Origin of the sequence: Micromonospora sediminimaris, assembly GCF_016863575.1 — a bacterium.
Classification (GTDB): domain Bacteria; phylum Actinomycetota; class Actinomycetes; order Mycobacteriales; family Micromonosporaceae; genus Micromonospora; species Micromonospora sediminimaris.
Map to the genome: position 1 here is coordinate 52,659 of NZ_BOPD01000012.1, position 21,210 is coordinate 73,868.

Consider the following 21,210-nt stretch of genomic DNA (forward strand, 5'->3'; position numbering starts at 1 on the left):
TAGGACCACTGGGCGACCAGCCAACGATGACTGACCGCTAGGAGGACGGGCCGATGGGCGAGATGGTGACCTACCGTGGTGATGGCGGCACGGGTGAGGGATATCTCGCGATACCTGCCACCGGCGCGGCAAGCCCGGCAGTGATCGTGATTCAGGACTGGTGGGGCCTCGTGCCGCACATCAGGTCGGTGGTTGACCGTTTCGCCGAGGCGGGCTTCGTCGCCCTCGCTCCCGATTTCCGGCACGGCGAGCCGGCCGGGAAGCCGAGTGAGCCGCGGCGGCTACTCAACGGCCCGCAGATGGACGAGACGGCACGGGAGATCGCCGCCGCCGCCGACTACCTCGCCGGCCGGGTCGAGGTCACCGGCAAGGTGGGGTGCGCCGGGTTCTGCGCCGGGGCCAGCCTGGCGCTGTGGGCCGCGAACTTCTCCGATCGGATCGTCGCCACCGCCGCCTTCTATCCCCAGTTGCCCTGGGAAGGCATGCGTACCGAGTGGACCGACTACGCGGGCAAGGAGGCGCTGGTGCACTGCTCCGAGGCGGACGGCACCTCTGCCGACCCGGGTGTCCAGGCGGTACGCCGGGCCATCGAGAACTCCGGCGGCAGCTGCCAACTGCACGACTATCCGGGCACCGCGCACGCCTTCTTCAACGAGGATCGGCCGGAGAAGTTCGACCAGCGGGCCGCCACCAGCGCCTGGGCGCGCACCCTGGAACTCTTCCGGGCCAAGCTTGGCTGAGTCGCGTACCCCCGTCGAGGTCGTCGCCCGCGCCGCGCGGGCGACTGATCTGGCCGACCTGGACGCGTACGTTGCCGACTGTTTTGCCTGCCCCCGGCTGGTCGACTGGCGGGAGGAGGTGGCCCGCACGAAGCGGGCGGCCTTCCGCGATCAGGAGTACTGGGGACGGCCGGTGCCCGGCTTCGGCGATCCGGCGGCCCGGATCGCCATCCTCGGGCTGGCCCCGGCCGCGCACGGCGGCAACCGCACCGGCCGGATCTTCACCGGCGACCGGTCCGGTGACGTGCTCTTCGCCGCCCTGCACCGGGCCGGCCTGGCCAACCAGCCGACGAGTGTGGCCGCCGACGACGGACTGGCGCTGCGGGAGACGAGGATCTTCGCCGCCGTACGCTGCGCCCCACCCGACAACAAGCCGACCCCGGGCGAGCGGGACACCTGCGCGCCCTGGCTGCATCGTGAGGTCGAGCTGATCCGGCCGACGCTGCGGGTGGTGGTGGCGCTGGGTGCCTTCGCCTGGGCCGCGTGGTGGCCGGCGTTACGTGCCGGGTACGGCGTCCCTCCGCCCAGCCCGCGACCGTCGTTCGGGCATGGGGCACACTGGTCCGGCACGGCCGGACCGGAACTGCTCGGTTGCTACCACGTCAGCCAGCAGAACACCTTCACCGGTCGGCTGACACCAGAGATGCTGGACGATGTGTTCGCCCGGGCGAAACTGCTGGCCGGGGTGGACTGAGGCGGCGGGGCGATGACGATGGCGGACGGTACGGGTGCCGTCCCGCCGTACGCCCCGATGGCCCGGAGGTAACCGATGGACGTGCTTCGCAGCTGGTGGCCGGTGACGGCGGTGATTGCCCTGCTCGCAGCCGTTACCCTCGCCACCGCGCACTCGTCGATCGGCGCGAGCCGGATACCGCCCGCCGTCAAGGATGCGCCCTTCGTGTTGGAGTACCCGAGCGGGGAGCCGCGTCCGTCGATCCCGGCCGAGCCCCGCGAGGCCGCCGAGGAGACCCGGACCCGGATCCCGTCCTGGCTCGGCACTGTGGCGGTGGCGGTGCTCGGGCTGGCGCTGCTGGCCGCCCTCAGCTATCTGATCTGGACCGTGGCGCGGGGGGTGGCGCGGCGGGTCACCCGGGCGCTGCCCGCGCAGCCGACCCGGCGCAGCGCCGAAGGTACCGCCGCGGAGGTGGTGGCGGCCGTCGACGCCGGCCTGGTCGACCTGGACGACCGCGCCACCGACCCGCGGACCGCGGTGATCGCCTGCTGGGTACGCCTCGAAGAGGCCGCAGCCGTCGCCGGGGTGCCCCGGCTGACCGGCGACACCCCCACCGACCTGGTCACCCGGCTGCTTCGCGGTGATCCGTCCACCGGCGTGCCGGCGATCGTGAGTGCCGACGTGCTGGCCGAGTTCGCGCACGTCTACCGCGAGGCCAGGTACGCCACCCGTCCGGTGGACGAACGGACCAGGGACCAGGCCCGGGTGGCGCTGCGCCGGTTGCGCGGCGAACTGACCGAACTGGCCGAGCGGGAGCCGGCGTGAGCAGTACGAGTATCGACGACCTGCTCAGCTTCTCCGAGGAGCGGCCGGTCCAGTCCGAGCCGCGCCGGGGCGGGCGGCTGCGTACCGTCGCCGGCGTGCTGGGTATCACCGCGGTGGTGACCGTGGTGGCCGTCGCCGGGCTGCGCGCGGTCGGGCTGCGGGTGTCGTTGCTGGTGCTGGTCGCCGCCGTGGTAGCGCTGCTGGTGGTACGCCGGATCGTCGCCACCCTCGCCCCACCACCGAAGTCCGGCCAGGGCGGTTCGTCGTCGCGGGGCGGCGAGGAGCCCGGCACCTACAACTGGGACGCCCGGGACGCGCTGCGAGGCGCGATCAACGGCTGGGCGACTCCCCTGGAGTGGTCCAAGACCCGTCCCGAACGGTTCACCACCGTGATCCTGCCCCGCCTGGCCGAGCTGGCGGACGAGCGGATGCGCCTGAAGCACGGCGTCACCCGTGAGTCGGATCCGGCCCGGGCCCGCGCCCTCCTGGGCGATGACCTGTCGACGTTTCTGGAAACCCCACCCCGCCGCACCCCCTCGCCGCGCGACCTCGCGGCGATCGTCGCCGAACTGGAGAAGATCTGATGAACGACGTCGGCCGGACGATGCCCCCCACCGAGGTAGGTCGCCTCGCCCGGGCCGTACTGGACGCGGTGGGCCAGGTCGTGGTCGGCAAACGGGACGCCCTGGAGCTGGTGCTCGCCGGCATCCTCGCTGGCGGCCACGTGCTGCTCGAAGACCTGCCGGGGCTGGGCAAGACGCTCACCGCGCGGTCCTTCGCCCAGGCACTGGGCCTGGACTTCCGGCGCCTACAGTTCACCCCCGACCTGCTGCCCGCCGACGTCACCGGCTCGTTCCTCTACGACCAGCGCAGCGGTGACTTCACCTTCCGGGCCGGGCCGGTCTTCACCAACCTGTTGCTCGCCGACGAGATCAACCGGACTCCGCCGAAGACCCAGTCGGCCCTGCTGGAGGCGATGCAGGAGAAGCAGGTCTCGGTGGAGGGCGTGACGTACCGGCTTGACGAGCCGTTCCACGTGCTCGCCACCGCCAACCCCATCGAGTACGAGGGCACCTATCCGTTGCCGGAGGCGCAACTGGACCGGTTCCTGCTGCGGGTGTCGTTCGGCTACCCGGCGCAGGACGAGGAGTGGGAGGTGCTGCGTCGGCGGATGGCGCGCCGCCGCGAGGAGGCCGAGATCAAGCCGGTGGTCGACGCCGGCACCCTGCGCGCCATGCAGGCAGCGTTGGAGGACGTCGTGGTGGAGGACTCGGTGGGCCGGTACATCGTGGCACTGACCGCGGCCACCCGTGAGCACCCGTCGGTGCTGGTCGGCGCGTCGCCGCGGGGTTCGCTGGCACTGATGCTGCTGTCCCGGGTACGGGCGGTGCTCTCCGGGCGGGACTACGTGGTGCCCGAGGACGTCAAGGACGTCGCGGCCCCGGCGCTGGCCCACCGGATCACGTTGCGGCCGGAGATGTGGCTGCGTCGGGTCGACCCGTCCTTCGTGGTCGGTGAGGTTCTCGACGGCACCCCGGCGCCGGCCAGCGGCGCGCTGCCCAGCTACGCCGCCGGCCGGCCGGGAGACTGACCCGGCGTGAGCGAGCGGAGCGATCGAACGGCACCCACCAACTGGACGCCCACCTGGGCGTTCGGTCGGGCGGTGCTGCTCACCGGCCTGCTTCTGGTCGCCGCGGTGCTGCTGGGACGGGTGGATCTGATCGTGCTGGCCGTCCCGTTCGCGCTCGGCACCGCGTACGCGTTGCGACGCCGACCCGTCGAACTGCCCCGGGTGTGGCTCAGCGCCGACGAGGACCCCCTGGTGGAGGGCGGTGCGATGGCCGGGACGGTCACCGTCGGCAACCCGGGGGCGGTCCCCTACGACGTGGCGGTGCTGCGTACCCGGGTCTCACCGTGGCTGCGCGTCGAACGCGCGGGTCTCGCCGGCAGCGCGGTGGTCGGCACCGGCCGATCCGCCGGTGCCGGTCAACCGACCGTGGCGGACCGCCCGTTCGTCACGTCGGTCGCGCCGGACACCGCCGTCGACCTTGAGTTGGCCGGTACCGCGCTGCGGTGGGGCCGGCATCCGCTGGGCCCGGCGGGCGCCCGGGTCGCCGCCGCGCAGGGCCTGCTCGTCTCGCGCGCGGTGGTCGTCGAACCGGTCCGGTCGAAGGTGTACCCGAAGACCGAGCCGTTCGAGGCGGTCGAGGTGATGCCCCGGGCCGCCGGCCTGGTCGGTGCCCACCACTCGCGTCGTCCCGGTGAGGGAGGCGAACTCGCCGGGGTGCGGGTCTTCGCCCCCGGTGACCGGTTGCGTCGCATCGACTGGCGGGTGTCGCTGCGGGCCCGGCAACTGCACGTGGCGGCCACCCTCTCCGACCGGGACGCCGAAGTGGTCGTGCTGCTCGACGTGCTGGCCGAGGCGGGTCGCTCCGGTGGGGTCACCGGTACGGCGTCGGTGCTGGACACCACGGTTCGGGCGGCCGCCGCCATCGCCGAGCACTACCTGCACCGGGGTGACCGGGTGGCGCTGCTGGAGTACGGCCCGAGTGCCCGGCGGCTGCGCCCGGCGACCGGACGACGGCAGTACCTGACCGTGCTGGAGTGGCTGCTGGACGTCAAGGCCCAGTCCTCGCCACACGAGCCGTACGACCACGTGTTCGGCCCGCAACTGCTCTCCGCGGACGCGCTGGTGGTGGTGCTCACCCCGTTGCTGGAGGAGCGGTCGGCGCAGATGTTGGCCCGGTTGGCCCGTTCGGGACGGTTCGTGGTGGCCGTCGACACGCTCCCGGCGGACCTGTCGCCACCGAAGGACCGGGGCTGGGCAGAGGTGGCGTACCGGCTGTGGCGACTGGACCGGGACACGATGATCGCGCAGTTGCGTGAGCACGGGGTGCCGGTGGTGCCGTGGGCCGGCGCCGGCAGTCTCGACCAGGTGCTACGCGACGTGGCGAGGCTGGCCACCGCCCCCCGGGTGGGTGGCCGGTGATGGAGGCGGTCATCGGGCGGGTTCGGGCGTTGCGGACCGCCGCGGCACGGATCTCCCTGGCTCCCGTGCTGGTCCGGCTGGGGATCTTCCTCAGCGCGCTGGTGGGGTTGTTGCTGGCGTATCCCGCCGAGGTCGTGGCGGGGGAGGCGCTGGGCCCGCTGGTGGCGGTCGCGGTGCTGCCGGCGGTGCTGCCGCGCCGGCTCTGGCCGACCTTCGCCGCCCTGGTCACTGTCGCCGGGTGGTTGCTCGCCACCGACGGGTACCACCGACCTATCGCGTTGTGGCGGCTGATGGCGGTGGCCGTGGCGCTCTACCTGACCCATACGCTCTGCGCGCTGGTGGCGGTGCTGCCGTACGACGCCGTGGTGGACCCGGACGTGATAGTGCGTTGGCTCACCCGGGCCGCCGGAGTGTTGCTCGCCACGTCGGTGCTCGGCGTGCTGCTGCTCGAACTCTCCGGTGCCCGGCCCGGAGGCGGCGGCTGGCAGGCGGTCACGCTTGCCGGTCTGCTGCTGGCTGTCGGGGTGACCGCGTTGCTGGCTGGGCTGCTGCGACGCAGGTGATTCCGGGGTTCTCCGGGTCTGCCGCGACAGCTGATGTCGGGGCGTCGAGGTGCTGACGATGGCCGTCGTTACCGCCGTCACAGTCGCCTTGTGCTCGGTCACAGAAGGGGGCCGCACGCGGGATTACCGCTGGCGGTGGGGGAAAGATGGTAGGCGTGAATCCGAAGCGGATCCTTGTGGTGGGCGCCGGGCACGTCGGTCTCTACGCGGCGCTGCGCCTGTCGAAGAAGCTGAGTCCCCGTGAGGCTGAGGTCGTCGTCGTCGACCCTCAGCCGCACATGACGTACCAGCCTTTCCTGCCCGAGGCTTCGGCGGGAAACATCTCCCCACGGCACTCCGTGGTGCCGCTGCGTCGGGAGTTGCGCCGGTGCAAGGTGGTGGCGGGTGCCGTCACCCGGATCGACCACGCGAGTAAGACCGCCACGGTGCAGCCGATCATCGGCCCGCCCCGCGAGATCACCTACGACCACGTGGTGGTCGCCCCCGGCTCGGTCTCCCGAACCCTGCCGATCCCAGGACTGCACGAGCACGGCATCGGCTTCAAGACCATCGGTGAGGCCATCTACCTGCGCAACCACGTGCTCGAACAGCTCGACGTGGCCGCCGCCACCACCGACCCGGAGGTACGCCGTCGGGCGCTGACCTTCGTCTTCGTCGGCGGCGGGTACGCCGGCATCGAGGCGCTGGCGGAGATGGAGGACATGGCCCGCCACGCGTTGAAGTACTACCCGGAGCTGAACACGTCGGACATGCGGTGGGTACTGGTCGAGGCCACCCAGCGGGTGCTGCCGGAGGTCGACCGGGACATGGGCGCCTACACGGTGCAGCAGCTGCTGAAGCGGGACATGGACATCCGGCTCGACACCCGGCTGGAGTCCTGCGTCGACGGGGTGGTCAAGCTCTCCGACGGGGACAGCTTCAGCGCGGACACCATCGTCTGGACCGCCGGGGTGAAGCCGTCACCGATGCTGGACGCGACCGACTTCCCCCGCGAGGAGCGGCGCCGGGTCACCTGCCTGCCGACGTTGCAGGTGGTCGACGGTGACCGCGTGGTCGAGGGTGCCTGGAGCGCCGGTGACTGCGCCGCCGTACCTGACCTGACCAAGCCGCCGGGCAACTACTGCTCGCCGAGCGCCCAGCACGCGGTACGCCAGGCGCAGCGGATGGCCGACAACATCGTCGCCGTGATCAGGGGCCGCGCGCCGGTGCCCTACAAGCACAAGCACGCCGGCAGCGTGGCCAGCCTCGGTCTGCACAAGGGAGTGGCCCAGGTCTACGGCATCAAGATGACCGGCTGGCCGGCGTGGTTCATGCACCGGACGTACCACATGAGCCGGATCCCGTCGCTGAACCGGAAGGTCCGGGTCGTGGTCGACTGGACGCTGGCGTTCGTGCTCAAGCGTGAGGTGGTGGCCCTCGGCCAGCTGCACGACCCGCGCGAGGAGTTCGCCGAGGCGTCCCAGCCACCGTCGAAGGTGTGAGTGCACGTGGGGTGCCGTTGGCGCCCCACGTGCTCAGACCCGCCAGTACCAGGCGTCGGTGAGTCGGGTCGACGGTCCGTAGAGCGCCTCCAACGTCAGCCGCAGACTGTCGGCGTGCGCGGTGTCGGCGGCCAGCACCACGCACGAGGCACCCCAGTACGCGACGTCCGCCGCGGCGCGGCGGCGCTGCTCGTCCCCGACGACGGGCCGGAGGCCGCTGCGGGCCACGTCGGCCAGGAGGGCGGAGGTAGGTCGCGGGGCGACGCCCATCGCGGCGCTGCCGCCACGGCCGTGCGGCCCGATGAAGAAGCCCTGCGGCATGCTGAACTCGGCGTCGGCCGCGGTCGCCCACCGCATCGGCCAGGGCTCCTTGGGCGTGGCCAACGGCACCGGTACCAGGACGCCGCCCGGCTCGACACAGGTCCGCCAGTGGCCGGCGGTGATGAACTCCGGAACCGGCGGGCGTTGTGCGGTGGGCAGCGGCGCGGGGAGCAGTGGTACGACCGCCACGACGACCGCGACCAGCGTGACCCGGCGGACACGGCCCGTGCTGCGCAGCGCCCGGTCGACCGCCAGCACCAGCAGCGTCGCGATCAGCGGCGGTACGGCCAGGGCGAACCGCATCGGTAGCGCGCCGTCGACCACCGGCACTCCGCCGAGCAGTGCGTACGGCCCGGGCAGTCCGGAGCCTTCGCGGTCGAAGACCACCTCGGGGCCGAGCGACAGCGCAGCCATCACGAGAATCCCGGCGGTGCAGGCCAGCACCAGCGGGCGGCGGCCCAGCCAGACGGCGCAGCCGGTGGTGACGACCAGCAGCGGCCAGCCCAGGAAGGTGTTGTACTCGGCCGGGCCGGTGCTCAACTGGGCGGAGCGGTCGTCGCCGAGCAGCGAGAGCGGTGAGATCGCCCACCAACTGCGCAGGTCGGCCGAGAAGTAGTGCGGGCTGAACATGCCGTCGGCGACGCCGAGGGGCCCGGCGAACTGGAACCACAACGGGCGGGCGAGCACCAGCAGGGCCGTACCGGTGGCGAGGACCATTGCGCCGGCGAAGGCGGGCAGCGCCCGCCGGGCGAGATCGCGGTCTGTGACGATCATCGTCACCGCCATCACCAGCAGGGTGAGCGCGGCGAGAAACAGCACCTCCTCGCCGATGAACACCTGAGCGGCGACAGCGGCGGCGAGCCCCATCGCGGAGGTGGCCAACCGGCGTCGGTCCGGCGCGCCGGCAGCCGGCCCGGATCCAGCGGCGGGGTCGGCCGCCCGCAGCAGGCGTACGACCAGCCAGACGATGACCGGCAACAGCCACTGCGCCGTCATGTGCAGGTGGCTGTTGCTCTGGGACACCATGCCGGGGGCGAAGCCGCACAGTGCACCGCCCAGCGTCGCGGCGGCCCGGCGGGCCCGCAGCGTACGGCTGAACAGGAGGTACCAGGCGGTTGCGGTGCCGGCGAGGTTGACCGTGACCAGCAGGGCGAAGGTGACCGGAGCGCCGAACAGCAGGGTGACGGGGGCGCACAGCACACCGAGGGCGATGACCGACGTGTTGGCCATCAGGTTGACCCCGACCGGCGCGTTGAGCCGGTCGGTGGACAGGCCGAAGTCGCCCAGCAGGGCCCGGGCATCGACGGCCAGGAACCACTCGTAGAGCACCTGGTCCTCAGGGTTGAGGGCGAGCACCAGACCGGTCGGGTCGGCCCAGAGTCGGTGGGTGAGCGCACCGGCGAGCGCCGCGAAGAAGAGCCCTACCAGCAGGTCGATCCGATACTGGGCCGCCGTCCGGGCCAACCGGGTGAGCCGCTGCCGGCGTACCCGGGCGAGGGGGCGATCCGCCTGCGTTGCCACGTCGTCGGTGGGGGCGAGGGGTGCGCGGCTGCTCACGGCCTCGACCCTACTGGCGGTGCTCGGCGGGGGACGCCGCAGTGGCGACGAACCCGCTACCGTGGCACTGCACCGTACGTGCCGGCACGCCGGTGTCACCCGCCCGGGTGGTGGAAAGGCAGACACGGCCGCCTTAAAAGCGGCTGCCGCAAGGCGTGCGGGTTCGACCCCCGCCCCGGGCACCACCCCGCGAAGATCCGTTCAGGAGGGGGAATCGCGCTGCGCCGATCTCGACCGCACCGGGCGCCGCCGTGCTTGCCGGTGAGCCTGTGCTCAGGTGGCGTCCGGCCCAGCTCTCAGCTTTCCCTCAGCTTGGCGATCTCCAAGGGCTGGTCGGGACGTTTACTCTTGTATTGCACGTTGACGTGCAATGAGACCCCCTGAGGGAGGCCAGAGACAGTGAAGACTTCGAACCCGGTGCTCGCCCGGCTCGGTCAGGCGGCCGAGCGGGAGCGGGCCGCCGGGTACGCCCCGTCCGGGCCGTACGGACAGCCCGGTTACCCCCAGCAGGTTCCGCCGCAGGCCGGCTACCCCGGCGCGCCCGGCTTTCCGTCGGCCCCGCCGGCGGTCACCCCCATGTCGATCGACGACGTGGTGGTCAAGACGGTCACCCTCCTGGCCATCGTCGGCGTCGCCGCCGCGGCGGCGTGGGCGCTGGTGCCCGACGCGCTGCTCGGCGTCGCCTGGATCGGTGCGGCAATCGTCGGCCTGGTGCTCGGCCTGATCATCTCCTTCTCCCGGATGGCGAACCCGGCGCTCGTCGTCGCGTACGCCGTCGTCGAGGGTGTCCTCGTCGGTGCCGTGAGCAAGTTCTTCGAATCGCTGTACGACGGCATCGTGCTCCAGGCGGTGACCGCGACCTTCGGTGTCTTCTTCGTGATGGCCATGCTCTACAAGGCGCGGGTCATCCGGGCGACGCCGAAGTTCGTCAAGGGCATGATCGCGGTGATGGCGGGTCTCTTCGCCGTCATGCTGATCAACCTGGTGCTGGCGCTCTTCGGCGTCAACACCGGCCTGCGTGACGGCAGCCCGCTGGCCATCGGCTTCAGCATCGTCTGCATCGTGGTCGCCTCGCTGAGCTTCGTGCTGAGCTTCAAGGAGGTCGAGGACGGCGTCCGGATGGGCCTGCCGCAGCGCTACTCCTGGGTGGCCGCGTTCGGCATCCTGGTCAGCCTGATCTGGCTCTACATCGAGATGCTGCGCCTGCTGAGCTACTTCCAGGGCGACGACTGACCTCGCCGCCCAACGACCGACCGGCGCCCGCCCCCCACCCGGGGCGGGCGCCGTCGTCTCTCTCCCCAGCCCACCCCCTCCCGCCCCCGTCTCGTTGATCATGCACTTGTGGTCGCGCCATAACGGGCGGAAGGGGTGGATCGACAACCACAACTCCGTGGTCGACGAGACGGTGGGGGGTGGGTGCGTAGAGTGCGGGGGGTGGGGATGGAGGCAGCGGCGGTGCTGGAGGTCGCGCGGGGGGTGGAGCTGCTGGTGCGGCAGGTCAGCCACTGGCAACAGCCACGGTGGTCAGCCGCCGCGTCGGTCGGCAACGTGTCCCGGGCGGATCTGGTGCACCGGTTGGTGCAGGAGATCGCCAACCTCGCTGCGGACGCGGAGGGGCAGCCACGACGAGTCGTACCCCGGCTCGACAACGACCTGGCTCTGCCCGACCAGCTCCGGGTGGTCACCGCGGACCTGCTCGCCGCGGACCCGAGCGAGGAGGACCTGGCCCGGGCCGCCACCGAGGTCACCGCGACCCGGACCGCGCTCTGACCACCGGGTCCTCAAGCGGCCCGATATGCGGCAAGCCGGGGTCTTCCGCCGAGCTGATGGCCCGAGTTGCCGCATGTCGCGACTGCGCTGATCGCCGGCCACGCTGATCGCCGGCTATCAGTGCTCAGTCAGCTCAGGCGCTCGACGACCATTGCCATGCCCTGGCCGCCACCGACGCACATGGTCTCCAGGCCGATGGTCGCGTCATGCCATTGCAGGGCGTTGAGCAGTGTGCCGGTGATCCGGGCGCCGGTCATCCCGAACGGGTGACCGACGGCGATCGCGCCGCCCATCACGTTCAGCTTCTCCTCCGGGATGCCCAGTTGGCGGTACGACGGGATCACCTGGGCGGCGAACGCCTCGTTGATCTCGACCAGGTCGACGTCGTCGATGGTCATACCGGCGCGTTCGAGTGCCTGCCGGCTCGCCTCCACCGGGCCGAGGCCCATGATCTCGGGTGACAGCGCGGTGACACCTGTGGAAACGATCCGCGCCAGTGGAGTGATGCCCAGTTCATCGGCCCGCTGGGCGCTCATCACGACCACGGCGGCGGCCCCGTCGTTGAGCGGGCAGCAGTTGCCGGCGGTGATCCGACCGTCCGGGCGGAAGACCGGCTTCAGCTCGGAGACCGCCGCCAAGGTGACCCCGGCTCGGGGGCCGTCGTCGGTGGCGACCACTGTGCCGTCGGGCGTGGTGACCGGGGTGATCTCACGGGACCAGAAGCCGTCGGCGATCGCCTTCTCGGCCAGGTTCTGGCTGCGTACGCCGAAAGCGTCCATGTCCGCGCGGCTCACGTCGTACACCTGGGCGAGATTTTCGGCGGTCTGTCCCATGGCCAGATAGACGTCGGGTAGCGCGTCCTTCTCACGCGGGTCCGTCCAGACCGGCGCGCCGGCCTCGGCGCGAGCCTGGGACCGTTCGCGTGCCGACGCGAAGCGTGGATTCTCCCAGCCGCCGCCGACCAGGGCCTGAGCCTCGGGCGGCAGGCCGTCGGAGCTGCCGCGTGCGTAACGGGAGACCATTTCGACGCCGGCGGAGATGAAGACGTCGCCCTCACCGGCCCGGATCGCATGCATGGCCATTCGCGTCGTCTGCAAGGAGGATGCGCAGTAGCGGGTGAGGGTCGCGCCGGGCAGGCCGTCGAGGCCCATCAGCACGGCGACCACGCGAGCCATGTTGAAACCCTGCTCGCCGCCGGGCAGCCCGCACCCGAGATAAAGGTCGTCTATCTGTCGCGGGTCGAGCTGCGGCACCTTGGCCAGGGCCGCCTGCACGATGGTGGCGGCCAGATCGTCCGGGCGGAGATCACGTAGGGAGCCCTTGTGGGCCCGGCCGATGGGGGAGCGGGCGGTGGCGACGATGACGGCGTCGCGGGACGACTCAATCGGCATACCGACACGGTAACTCGCCGGTAACTTGCGGCGGAAGTTTTCCGTCCGCCGGGAAATGTCACCCCGCGTCGGATGAGCAGACCCGTTCAGTGGTGTGGGGTGACGGCCGCGGCGGCGGCCACCGCGGGCAGCAGGGCGTGGGCCCAGACCCGGTAACCGTCGGCGGAGGGGTGGTAGCCGTCGTGGCAGAAGGTGCCGGCGTCGGCCCGGAACACCGGGCCCGTCTCGATGGCCAGGTCGACCACCGTCCCTCCGGCGTCGAGCACCGCACCGGTCTGTGCCCGGGCGACCCGACGCCCCATCCAACCGACGACCTGCCGCAGCGGCGACGCGATCGCGCGTACGGCGCCGAGATCCGGGCAGGTGCCGACCACGACCTCGACGCCGGCCTGACGCAGCCGGTGCACGGCCGCGCCGAGATAGGCGGCGGCCTCGGTCGGCCGGCGCATGCTGGTGACGTCGTTGGCACCGACCAGGACTACCGCCACGTCCGGCCGCTCGCCGAGCAGCGCGCGCGCCACCTGGGTGGCCAGGTCGGTTGAGCGCGAGCCGGAGACACCGACGCTGGACAGGTGCACCTGACGCCCGCCCGGCCCCTCGGCGAGCAACTCCGCCAACTGCCCGCCGATGGTGTCGCCGAGCCGGTCCACGCCGACGCCGAGGGCGGAGGAGTCGCCGAGCAGCACCAGGCGCAGCGGTGGGGCACCGGCCCGACCGACGGTCGCCCGCAGTGCCAGGCCGAGCTCCGGCTGGGCGTAGCGACGGTTGCGCGCGACCACGGCCTCGCCGGCGAGCACCGCGGCTCCGCCGAGCGCGCCCGCGAGCAGGGAAAATGCGGCGGTACGGGCGACCCGCGCGGCGACCTGGGTGCCGGCAGAGAGATTGGTCATGACGCTGCCCTCGCGCCGGAACCGGACCGGCCCCTGATCCGCTCGGTCATGAGAATCCTTCCACTGCGGGTGTGTCGACGGTGCGGGCTGGCTGCGGCGTCGGACCGACGCCGAAGAATCCCCGCCGGCGCAACTGCGCCCAACGGCCGGCCGGACCGCTCTCGCTGCCCCGGACCTGCGTACCGCTGACCTCCGTCCCCGGGTGCCGAGCCGCCTCCTGTGCGGCCTTAGGCAACGACCGTACGCCTTCGAGCCGGGTTGGCGAAGGCCTGCGTTCGGCACCCTGGCCCAGAGCGGAGAGCACCGTCGGCAACAGGGCGGCGGCAGCCGCCGCGTAGCCCTCGGCGGAGGGGTGGAACCGGTCCCAGGCGAACATCCGCCCCGGCTCGGCGGTGAACCGGGGACCGAGCAGGTCGCCGAGGGAGACCGTCCAACCACCGGCCGACACCACCGCGACCGTCTGCGCCGCGGCGAGCTGCCGGCTCCACCGGCGGGCCAACCAGCGCAGCGGTGGCTGAATGGGGCGGATCGCGCCCAGGTCCGGGCAGGTCCCGACGACCACCTCGGCACCGGCTGCGCGCAGTGCCCGAACCCCCTCGACGAGGTAGCGCACGGCCAGGGCCGGCGGGGTGCGGTTGGTGACGTCGTTGCCGCCGATCAGGATGACCGCGACCTCGGGGTCGCACTCCAGGGCCGCCTCCACCTGGAACTTCAAGCCGGCCGAGATGGCGCCCACCACCGCGAAGCGGTGCAACCGGACGGGACGCTGGAGACGCCGGGACAGGCCGGTGGCCAACAACGCGCCAGGCGTTTCACGGCGTCGGTGCACCCCGTAACCGGCGGCCGACGAGTCACCCAGAACGACCATGGTGATCGCGGGCCCGGGAAACTTCGCGCCATAGACGCCGTCGCAGCGTGGTGGCGGTGCCTCGGCCATCGGGATGGTGCGCCGGGCCTGCCGGGCCTGACCGAAGAGCACACCTGTCGTCGCCGCGGCGGCGGCCACCGTGGCGCCCGTGCCGATGGCCGCCAGACGGGCCACCCGCAGGGCACGCTGCCAGCGCGGACGATCCGGTACGACGGAACCAGCGACCCCCATACCGTGACACTAGCGCGCCTGTCTGACGCCCTGCTGTCATCGTCGCGGCGCTCCGGTGCCTGGAAAACGACCGCGCTGGGTACTTGGATGGACAGTGTTGCGGCGGGGCGTCACGCTGCACGTGGAGAGGAGCACGACGATGGCTAAGACGTTGAAACGAGGTGCCGCGTTCGTGGCCCTGGCACGGGCGATGACCGCAGGTGCCCGGGGCGGGCCGTCGCTCGGCGCCCGGATCGGTGCGCTGCCCAGGATGATCGCGGCCACCGCCCGTGGCCAGTACGACGGCGGGCTGCGGCTGGCCATGATGACCGCCGCCACGGCGTACATCGTCTCGCCGATCGACGCGGTACCGGAAATGTTCCTCGCCGTGTTCGGGCTGATCGACGACGCGGTGATGGTCACCTGGCTGGCCGGTTCGGTGCTTGCCGAGACCGAGCGCTTCCTGGAGTGGGAGGCACGTCGCAGCACCGTGGTCCCCGGCCACGTGGTGCCCTGACCGACGTACTCTGGGCGGGAATTCCACCTGGTTCACCCGCCCGGCCTGGCGTGCCGGTGCCGGAGCGAAAGGGCACAACGAGGTGCAGTACTACGACAACGTCGTCGAAATGATCGGCAACACGCCGCTGGTACGGCTACGCAACGTCGCCGAGGGCATTCAGGCGACGGTGCTGGCGAAGGTGGAGTACCTCAACCCCGGCGGGTCGGTGAAGGACCGGATCGCGCTGCGCATGGTGGAGGACGCCGAGGCGGCGGGGATCCTCCGGCCGGGCGGCACCATCGTCGAGCCGACCAGCGGCAACACCGGCGTCGGGCTGGCCCTGGTGGCCCAGCTCAGGGGCTACCGCTGTGTGTTCGTCTGCCCCGACAAGGTCAGCCAGGACAAGCAGGACGTGCTGCGGGCGTACGGCGCCGAGGTGGTGGTCTGCCCGACCGCCGTCGCGCCGGAGGACCCGCGCTCGTACTACAACGTCTCCGACCGGCTGGCCCGGGAGATCCCCGGCGCGTGGAAGCCCAACCAGTACGCCAACTCGGCGAACCCGCGCTCGCACTACGAGACCACCGGCCCGGAGCTGTGGAAGCAGACCGAGGGACGGATCACCCACTTCGTGGCCGGAGTGGGCACCGGCGGCACCATCTCCGGCATCGGGCGTTACCTGAAGGAAGCCTCCAACGGCACCGTGAAGATCATCGGTGCCGACCCGGAGGGTTCGGTCTACTCCGGTGGCACCGGTCGGCCGTACCTGGTCGAGGGGGTCGGCGAGGACTTCTGGCCGGAGACGTACGACCGGAACGTGGCCGACCAGATCATCGAGGTCTCGGACAAGCAGTCCTTCGAGATGACCCGGCGGTTGGCCCGCGAGGAGGGGCTGCTGGTCGGCGGCTCCTGCGGGATGGCGGCGGTCGCGGCGTTGGAGGTGGCGCGCGCCGCCGGCCCGGACGACGTGATCGTGGTGCTGTTGCCGGACGGCGGTCGGGGCTACCTTTCCAAGATCTTCAACGACGCCTGGATGGCGCGCTACGGATTCCTCGACGCCTCCGGTTCGGAACCCACCGTGTCCGAGGCCATCGCTGGTAAGCCGGGTGGCCTGCCCGAACTGGTCCACGTGCACCCGACCGAGACGGTCCGCGACGCCATCGACTACATGCGCGAGTACGGCGTCTCGCAGTTGCCGGTGCTCAAGGCCGAGCCGCCGGTGGTGACCGGCGAGGTGGCGGGCTCGATCGCCGAGAAGGATCTGCTCGACGCGCTCTTCACCGGCCAGGCGCACCTGCACGACACCATCGAGCGGCACATGGGGCCGCCGCTGCCGATGGTCGGCGGTGGTCAGCCGGTCAGCGAGGCGGTGAACCTGCTGGAGAAGTCCGACGCCGCCCTGGTCCTGATCGACGGTAAACCCAAGGGTGTCCTCACCCGTCAGGACCTCCTAGCCCACCTGGGCGCCCGCTAGCCCAACTGTGTCGATCAGGGGGTAGCGGCAGTCTTCGATCTCCACGATGCCGCTACCCCCTGATCAACGGGGTTGATGGGGGGAGTCAGAGGGGGCGGGTGTAGCGGAGTTGGGGGGTGTGCGTCCGGCCGATCATCTCGTCGCGCTGCTGGCCGGTGGGGTGCCAGCCGCCGCGTTCGTAGAAGTGGCGGGCGGGGGTGTTGTCGCGCAGGACCCAGAGGACCGCGCGGCGCCAGCCGCGGGTCCGCATGTTGTTCAGGGCGTCGACCATCAGCGCCCGGCCGACGCCGCGACCACGCTCGGTCGGCTCCAGGTGGATGGCGTTGAGCAGGCCGGTCGCCGGGTCGCCCTCGTCGTCGGGGCCCAGGTAGCTGAAGCCGGCCAAGGTGCCGTTCCGCTCGGCCACCGTCATCACGTGGTCGGCGCGCTCCCAGGTCCATCGCTGCACCCAGTATTCGCCCATCGCCTCCGGGGTCGGGTCGGCCAGCGCCTCCGCCGGCAGGAACGAGGAGTACGCGGCGACCCGGGAACGTTGGTGCAGGGCGCCCACCGGCAGGAGATCAGCGGACCCGGCCGGACGCAGCGTGACGGTCACTCGACCGAGGGTACCCGTCGGGGTGGCACCTGAATCGTGGCCAGATCCTCGGCGATCACCAGATCGCCGTCGAAGTGTCGGCGGGCCTCGTCGGCGAAGCGGGTCGGGTCGGCGTAGCGCTGGGAGAAGTGGGTGAGCACGAGTCGGCGTACCCCTGACTCGGCCGCCACCCGCGCGGCCTGGCCGGCCGTCAGGTGCCCGACCTCGGCGGCGAGCGCGGCCTCCGACTCCAGGAACGTCGACTCGATGACCAGCAGGTCGGCCTGCTCGGCCAGCGCGTACACCCCGTCGCAGAGGCCGGTGTCCATCACGAAGGCGAACCGCTGCCCCGGTCGTGGCGTGCTCACCTCGTCGCGGGTGACGCGACGCCCGTCCAGATCTAGGTGGCCGACGCGTTGCAGCTCACCCACCGCGGGCCCGGCGATGCCGTACGCGGCCAGCCGCTCCGGCAACATCCGGCACCCGTCGGGCTCCACCAGCCGATAGCCGTACGTCTCGATGGGGTGCCGCAGCCGGCGTGCCTCCAACGTCCCGTTCCGCAGCACTATCCGTTGTCCGTCCGCCTCGATCGGGGTGACGGCCAGCTCGGCGGTCTCGTGGAAGGAACTGGCGTGCCGCAGCCGGGCGAAGTAGTCGGCCCCCTCGGCCGGGAAGTGCACCGCCACCGAATGCGGCACCCGATCCAGGGACAGGCGCTGAATGGTGCCGGGCAGGCCGAGACAGTGATCGCCGTGGAAATGGGTGACACAGATCCGGGTGAGGTCGGTGGCGGTGACGCCGGTGTGCAGCAGTTGCCGCTGGCTGCCCTCGCCCGGGTCGAAGAGGATCACCTCGTCGTCCCACCGCAGCACGTACCCGTTGTGGTTGCGGTCCCGGGTGGGTGCCTGACTTGCCGTGCCGAGCACCACCAGCTCGCGCATGGACACGGCCGCCTCCGGTGAAATGAAGCGACCCCCGGGGCTTCCGCGCTGACGCGCGGGCCGACTGGACTGGGCCGGCACCCCGGGGGTCGGGTGGCTGTCGTGGTTTCGCCGCACCGCTGCCACACGGTCTCGACGATTCTTACCGTGCCCGTCCCGAGGGACGGGGCTGTCACTGTCGAGGACAGCGGCTAGCGGACAGCCACCTCACGAGTCCGATTGCTATACAAGTCTGGACCACCTCCTTTCCCGTGTACCGCCACGCTATCCAGCCGCCGGCCGACCGGCAACGGATTTCGATCACACTGCCGTCGACCCCGGTCGTCAGGCGCTCTGGGCGATGCCTATCGGGCCTTCCCGGGGGCCGTCCGCGCTGGCCGGCTGCACCGCCAGTGACGGGAAGTCGGCCAGGTCGCCCTCCGGCTCGGCGTCCCATTCGGGGAACACCAGGTCACTCTGGAGGTAGAGGCAGATCAACTGGGCCAGGTGGCGCAGCCCTTCCAGGTGGGTGCGCTCGTGACCGTGGGTTGCGTCGACGCCGAAGCCGAGCAGCGCCACCCGGGCGTGTGCCCCCGCCTCCACCGCCGCCGCCACGTCCGAGCGGTAGTAGTCGAAGACGTCCCGGACGAGATCCACGTCGTGTTCCCGGGCGATCGACGCCAGGTTGCGGGTGAGGTGGTAGTCGAACGGCCCCACGCCGTCGCCCATCGCCAGGGTGGCCGAGTGCTCCCGGGACTGCTGCCCGGGGGCGACCACCGCCGCGTCCACCGAGACGATCTCGGCCACGTCGGGGTCGAGGCCGTGGGACGCGCCGTGGCCGATCTCCTCGGTCACGGTGACCAGCAGGTGCGCGCTCACGGCCGGCTTCACCCCGGCGTCGACCATCGCCTTCAGGGCGGCGAGCACCGCGGCCACGCCGGCCTTGTCGTCCAGGTGGCGGGACTTGACGTACCCGCTGGGGGTGACCGTCGGGTTGGGCAGGAACGCCACGAAGTCGCCCGCGTCGATGCCGAGAGCCCGCAGCCCGGCGATGTCCTCCACCGGCTCGTCGACGCGTACCTCCACCTGCTCCCAGCCGAAGCCCTGCAGGTCGACGCCCTCGTTGTAACGGTGACCACTGGCCTTGAGCGGCAGCACCTGACCGGTGACCACCCGATCCAGGTCGTCGGTGAAGATCCGTACGTGGGCGCCCTCGGCGAACCGGGCGCTGTGCGTGCCGATCGGCTTCAGTTCCAGCCGGCCGTTCTCCTTCAGCCGCTTGACCATCCCGCCGATGGTGTCGGTGTGTACCACGATGGCCCGGTCCGCGCCGGTCTCCCGGGGGCCGGGCAGGCAGGCGCTAAGCGCGCCCCGGCGGGTCAGCGTCGAGGGGATGCCGAGCGCCGAGAGGCGCTCGCCCACGTACTGCTGCACATGGTCGGTGCGCCCCGACGGGCTCGGTATGTCGAGCAACTCGACCAGCACCTGACGGAGATAGTCCAGGTCGATGGGGAGCGGAGTGGTCTTGCGTACGGTCATGCCCCAGATGGTGCCGCACCCGCCGGCGTCCAGAGCTTCTGCGGTGCCCGAGTCCCGGGAAAGAGCAGATCCACGAAGCGTTCGGCGGTGGGCTGTGGCTCGTGGTTGGCCAGCCCGGGCCGCTCGTTGGCCTCGATGAAGACGTGCTCGGGCTGGTCCGGCGCCGGCACCAGCAGGTCGAGCCCGGTGACCGGGATGTCGATGGCGCGACTGGCGGCGACGCACGCCTCGGCGATAACCGGGTGCAGTTCTCCGGTGACGTCGTGGATGGTGCCGCCGGTGTGCAGGTTCGCGGTGCGTCGCACAGCCAGCACCTGCCCCTCCGGCAGCACGTCGTGCAGCTCGTACCCGGCCTCGGTGACCACGTCCCGGGTCATGTCGTCCAGCGGGATGCGGGACTCGCCGCCGGTGGCGGCGGCCCGACGACGACTCTGCCGCTCGATCAGCTCGGCGATGTCGTGCACTCCGTCGCCGGTGATCGAGGCGGGCCGGCGTACGGCGGCGGCCACCACCTCGTGATCGATCATGACGACTCGCAGGTCCTCGCCGGAGCACAGCTCCTCCAGCAGCACCTCCGGGCAGAACCGGGCGGCCAGTTCGACGGCGGCGGTCAGCGCCTCCGGGGTGTGTACGCCGACGGTGATGCCGTTGCCCTGCTCGCCCCGCGCCGGCTTGACCACCAGCTGGCCCACCTCGGCCAGGAACTCCGCGTCGGCGGCGTCGCCGGTGGCGGTGCGCCCGCGTGGCACCGACAGGCCGGCCTCGGTCAGGATCCGGCGGGTGACCCGCTTGTCGTCGCAGCGGCTCATCGCCACCGCCGAGGTCAGCTCGGACAGCGACTCCCGGGTGAGGATGGTCCGGCCGCCGCTGGTCAGCCGCAGCTCGCCCCACTCCGGGTCGGTCACCTCCACCCGGATGCCCCGCCGCATCGCCTCGTCGGCGACGATCCGCGCGTACGGGTTGAGCCCGTCGTAGCCGACCGGCATGGCCGGCAGGAACAACCGTTCGTTGATCGGATTCTTCCGCTTCACGCAGAGCGTGGCGGTGCGGTAGAAACCGAGCCGCTCGTACAGCCGGATCGCACCGGCGTTCTCGGCGAGCACGGACAGGTCGACGTACGCGCGGCCCCGGGCGACCAACCGGCTGGCCAGCTCGGTGATGAGGGCCTGTCCGGTGCCGGGCGGGGCCTGGTTGAAGTCCACGGTGAGACACCACAGGCTGGCGCCGTTGTCCGGGTCGTCGAAGACCGCCACATGGTCGATGCCGGTGATGGTGCCGACGATCTCGCCGGTGACCGCCTCGGCCACCAGGTGCAGGAAACGGTCGGTCGCGGCGTTGTCGACGAGCACGTCGACCGGGGCGGTGACCATGCCGTTGGCCGCGTAGATCCGGTTGACCGCGTCGGCGTCGGCGGCGTCGCGCAACCGACGGATGCGTACCCCGGGCAGCTCGTTGCGACCGTCGAGCGGTGCCGGCGTCTCGGCGCTACCGGCCTCCTCGGTGGTGCCGGCACCGGGACGAGGCCCGCGACGGTCCCCGCCGAGCGGCAACCGGAACGTCAACGACGGGTCGATGAACAGCTCGTCGGGCAACCGGGAAACCAGCACGTGCGGATCCCGCAGGTAGATGCAGATGTCCCGGGCGCCGGCCGCCTCGGAGCGCAGGACGTCGGCGACCGCGGACTGGTCGGCGAAGGTCTGGCCGAAGACCAGCCGCCCCCAACCGCAGTCGAGGATGACATCCGCACCGGTGCTCGGGCGTTCGTCGGCGGTCGGGTCGGTGCCGCCGGTCGCGATCGGATCACCGCCCGGCCCGACCCGCTCGTACCGTCTGCCCGTGCCGCGGCCCCGGTCTGTCCGGGCGACGCCGGTGGCCAGGGTGTCCGTCACG

The 21,210-nt window shown here is 71.7% G+C and carries 20 protein-coding genes and 1 tRNA gene; 13 read left to right on the forward strand and 8 right to left on the reverse strand.

Annotated features, from left to right (window positions below; all coding sequences use genetic code 11):
* Positions 1-53 precede the first annotated feature (53 nt).
* The 8 genes from Vse01_RS10615 to Vse01_RS10650 all read left to right on the forward strand — a co-directional run bounded on the left by Vse01_RS10615 (position 54) and on the right by Vse01_RS10650 (position 7,310).
* Positions 54-740 carry a dienelactone hydrolase family protein gene (locus tag Vse01_RS10615; RefSeq protein WP_093406364.1) on the forward strand — a complete coding sequence of 229 codons (687 nt, stop codon included), beginning with the start codon at positions 54-56 and terminating at the stop codon, positions 738-740.
* Positions 733-1,473, forward strand: a complete 741-nt coding sequence (locus tag Vse01_RS10620) for a uracil-DNA glycosylase (protein WP_093406367.1) — start codon at positions 733-735, stop codon at positions 1,471-1,473. The genes Vse01_RS10615 and Vse01_RS10620 overlap by 8 nt, the downstream gene beginning before the upstream one ends.
* A 75-nt stretch (positions 1,474-1,548) precedes the next feature.
* The gene (locus Vse01_RS10625; protein WP_093406369.1) at positions 1,549-2,277 is read left to right on the forward strand and encodes a DUF4129 domain-containing protein; all 729 of its coding nucleotides are present in this window, start codon (positions 1,549-1,551) and stop codon (positions 2,275-2,277) included.
* Positions 2,274-2,861, forward strand: coding sequence for a hypothetical protein (locus tag Vse01_RS10630; RefSeq protein WP_093406372.1), 588 nt, complete (start codon positions 2,274-2,276; stop codon positions 2,859-2,861). Before Vse01_RS10625 ends, Vse01_RS10630 begins: the two co-directional genes overlap by 4 nt.
* Positions 2,861-3,868, forward strand: coding sequence for an AAA family ATPase (locus Vse01_RS10635; RefSeq protein WP_093406374.1), 1,008 nt, complete (start codon positions 2,861-2,863; stop codon positions 3,866-3,868). Before Vse01_RS10630 ends, Vse01_RS10635 begins: the two co-directional genes overlap by 1 nt.
* Before the next feature lie 6 nt (positions 3,869-3,874).
* Positions 3,875-5,266, forward strand: coding sequence for a DUF58 domain-containing protein (locus Vse01_RS10640; RefSeq protein WP_093406377.1), 1,392 nt, complete (start codon positions 3,875-3,877; stop codon positions 5,264-5,266).
* Entirely contained in the window at positions 5,266-5,829 is a 564-nt protein-coding gene (locus Vse01_RS10645) for a hypothetical protein (RefSeq protein ID WP_093406379.1), read from the forward strand. Before Vse01_RS10640 ends, Vse01_RS10645 begins: the two co-directional genes overlap by 1 nt.
* A 155-nt stretch (positions 5,830-5,984) precedes the next feature.
* On the forward strand, positions 5,985-7,310 hold the full coding sequence (locus Vse01_RS10650) for an NAD(P)/FAD-dependent oxidoreductase (protein WP_093406382.1): 1,326 nt from the start codon (positions 5,985-5,987) through the stop codon (positions 7,308-7,310).
* 33 nt (positions 7,311-7,343) lie between these two features.
* Here Vse01_RS10650 and Vse01_RS10655 read toward each other — a convergent pair whose 3' ends face one another.
* Positions 7,344-9,188, reverse strand: coding sequence for a hypothetical protein (locus Vse01_RS10655; RefSeq protein ID WP_232511304.1), 1,845 nt, complete (start codon positions 9,186-9,188; stop codon positions 7,344-7,346).
* A 101-nt stretch (positions 9,189-9,289) separates the two neighbouring features.
* Here Vse01_RS10655 and Vse01_RS10660 point away from each other — a divergent pair.
* From Vse01_RS10660 to Vse01_RS10670, 3 genes are all read left to right on the forward strand, one after another.
* Positions 9,290-9,373 (forward strand) — tRNA-Leu (locus Vse01_RS10660).
* 214 nt (positions 9,374-9,587) lie between these two features.
* Positions 9,588-10,421 carry a Bax inhibitor-1/YccA family protein gene (locus tag Vse01_RS10665; protein WP_093406384.1) on the forward strand — a complete coding sequence of 278 codons (834 nt, stop codon included), beginning with the start codon at positions 9,588-9,590 and terminating at the stop codon, positions 10,419-10,421.
* 207 nt (positions 10,422-10,628) lie between these two features.
* The gene (locus Vse01_RS10670; RefSeq protein ID WP_093406387.1) at positions 10,629-10,958 is read left to right on the forward strand and encodes a hypothetical protein; all 330 of its coding nucleotides are present in this window, start codon (positions 10,629-10,631) and stop codon (positions 10,956-10,958) included.
* A gap of 128 nt (positions 10,959-11,086) precedes the next feature.
* Here Vse01_RS10670 and Vse01_RS10675 read toward each other — a convergent pair whose 3' ends face one another.
* From Vse01_RS10675 to Vse01_RS10685, 3 genes are all read right to left on the reverse strand, one after another.
* Positions 11,087-12,349, reverse strand: a complete 1,263-nt coding sequence (locus Vse01_RS10675) for an acetyl-CoA C-acetyltransferase (protein WP_093406389.1) — start codon at positions 12,347-12,349, stop codon at positions 11,087-11,089.
* A gap of 86 nt (positions 12,350-12,435) precedes the next feature.
* Complete coding sequence (locus Vse01_RS10680) at positions 12,436-13,239, reverse strand: SGNH/GDSL hydrolase family protein (protein WP_093406392.1); 804 nt, start codon at positions 13,237-13,239, stop codon at positions 12,436-12,438.
* 46 nt (positions 13,240-13,285) lie between these two features.
* Entirely contained in the window at positions 13,286-14,338 is a 1,053-nt protein-coding gene (locus tag Vse01_RS10685; protein ID WP_093406394.1) for an SGNH/GDSL hydrolase family protein, read from the reverse strand.
* 139 nt (positions 14,339-14,477) lie between these two features.
* Between Vse01_RS10685 and Vse01_RS10690 the strand changes: the two genes are divergently transcribed.
* Positions 14,478-14,834 carry a YkvA family protein gene (locus Vse01_RS10690; RefSeq protein ID WP_093406678.1) on the forward strand — a complete coding sequence of 119 codons (357 nt, stop codon included), beginning with the start codon at positions 14,478-14,480 and terminating at the stop codon, positions 14,832-14,834.
* An 82-nt stretch (positions 14,835-14,916) separates the two neighbouring features.
* On the forward strand, positions 14,917-16,287 hold the full coding sequence (locus tag Vse01_RS10695; RefSeq protein ID WP_093406397.1) for a cystathionine beta-synthase: 1,371 nt from the start codon (positions 14,917-14,919) through the stop codon (positions 16,285-16,287).
* A gap of 85 nt (positions 16,288-16,372) precedes the next feature.
* Here the strand turns inward: Vse01_RS10695 and Vse01_RS10700 are convergent, their stop codons facing one another.
* The 4 genes from Vse01_RS10700 to ngg all read right to left on the reverse strand — a co-directional run bounded on the left by Vse01_RS10700 (position 16,373) and on the right by ngg (position 21,209).
* Complete coding sequence (locus Vse01_RS10700; RefSeq protein WP_093406399.1) at positions 16,373-16,882, reverse strand: GNAT family N-acetyltransferase; 510 nt, start codon at positions 16,880-16,882, stop codon at positions 16,373-16,375.
* Positions 16,879-17,808 (reverse strand): ribonuclease Z, encoded by a 930-nt coding sequence (locus Vse01_RS10705; RefSeq protein ID WP_093406402.1) that lies wholly within the window; start codon positions 17,806-17,808, stop codon positions 16,879-16,881. The genes Vse01_RS10700 and Vse01_RS10705 overlap by 4 nt, the downstream gene beginning before the upstream one ends.
* A 318-nt stretch (positions 17,809-18,126) precedes the next feature.
* Positions 18,127-19,320, reverse strand: coding sequence for an osmoprotectant NAGGN system M42 family peptidase (locus Vse01_RS10710; RefSeq protein WP_093406404.1), 1,194 nt, complete (start codon positions 19,318-19,320; stop codon positions 18,127-18,129).
* Positions 19,317-21,209 (reverse strand): N-acetylglutaminylglutamine synthetase, encoded by a 1,893-nt coding sequence (ngg, locus tag Vse01_RS10715; RefSeq protein WP_093406407.1) that lies wholly within the window; start codon positions 21,207-21,209, stop codon positions 19,317-19,319. The genes Vse01_RS10710 and ngg overlap by 4 nt, the downstream gene beginning before the upstream one ends.
* Position 21,210: the final 1 nt, after the last annotated feature.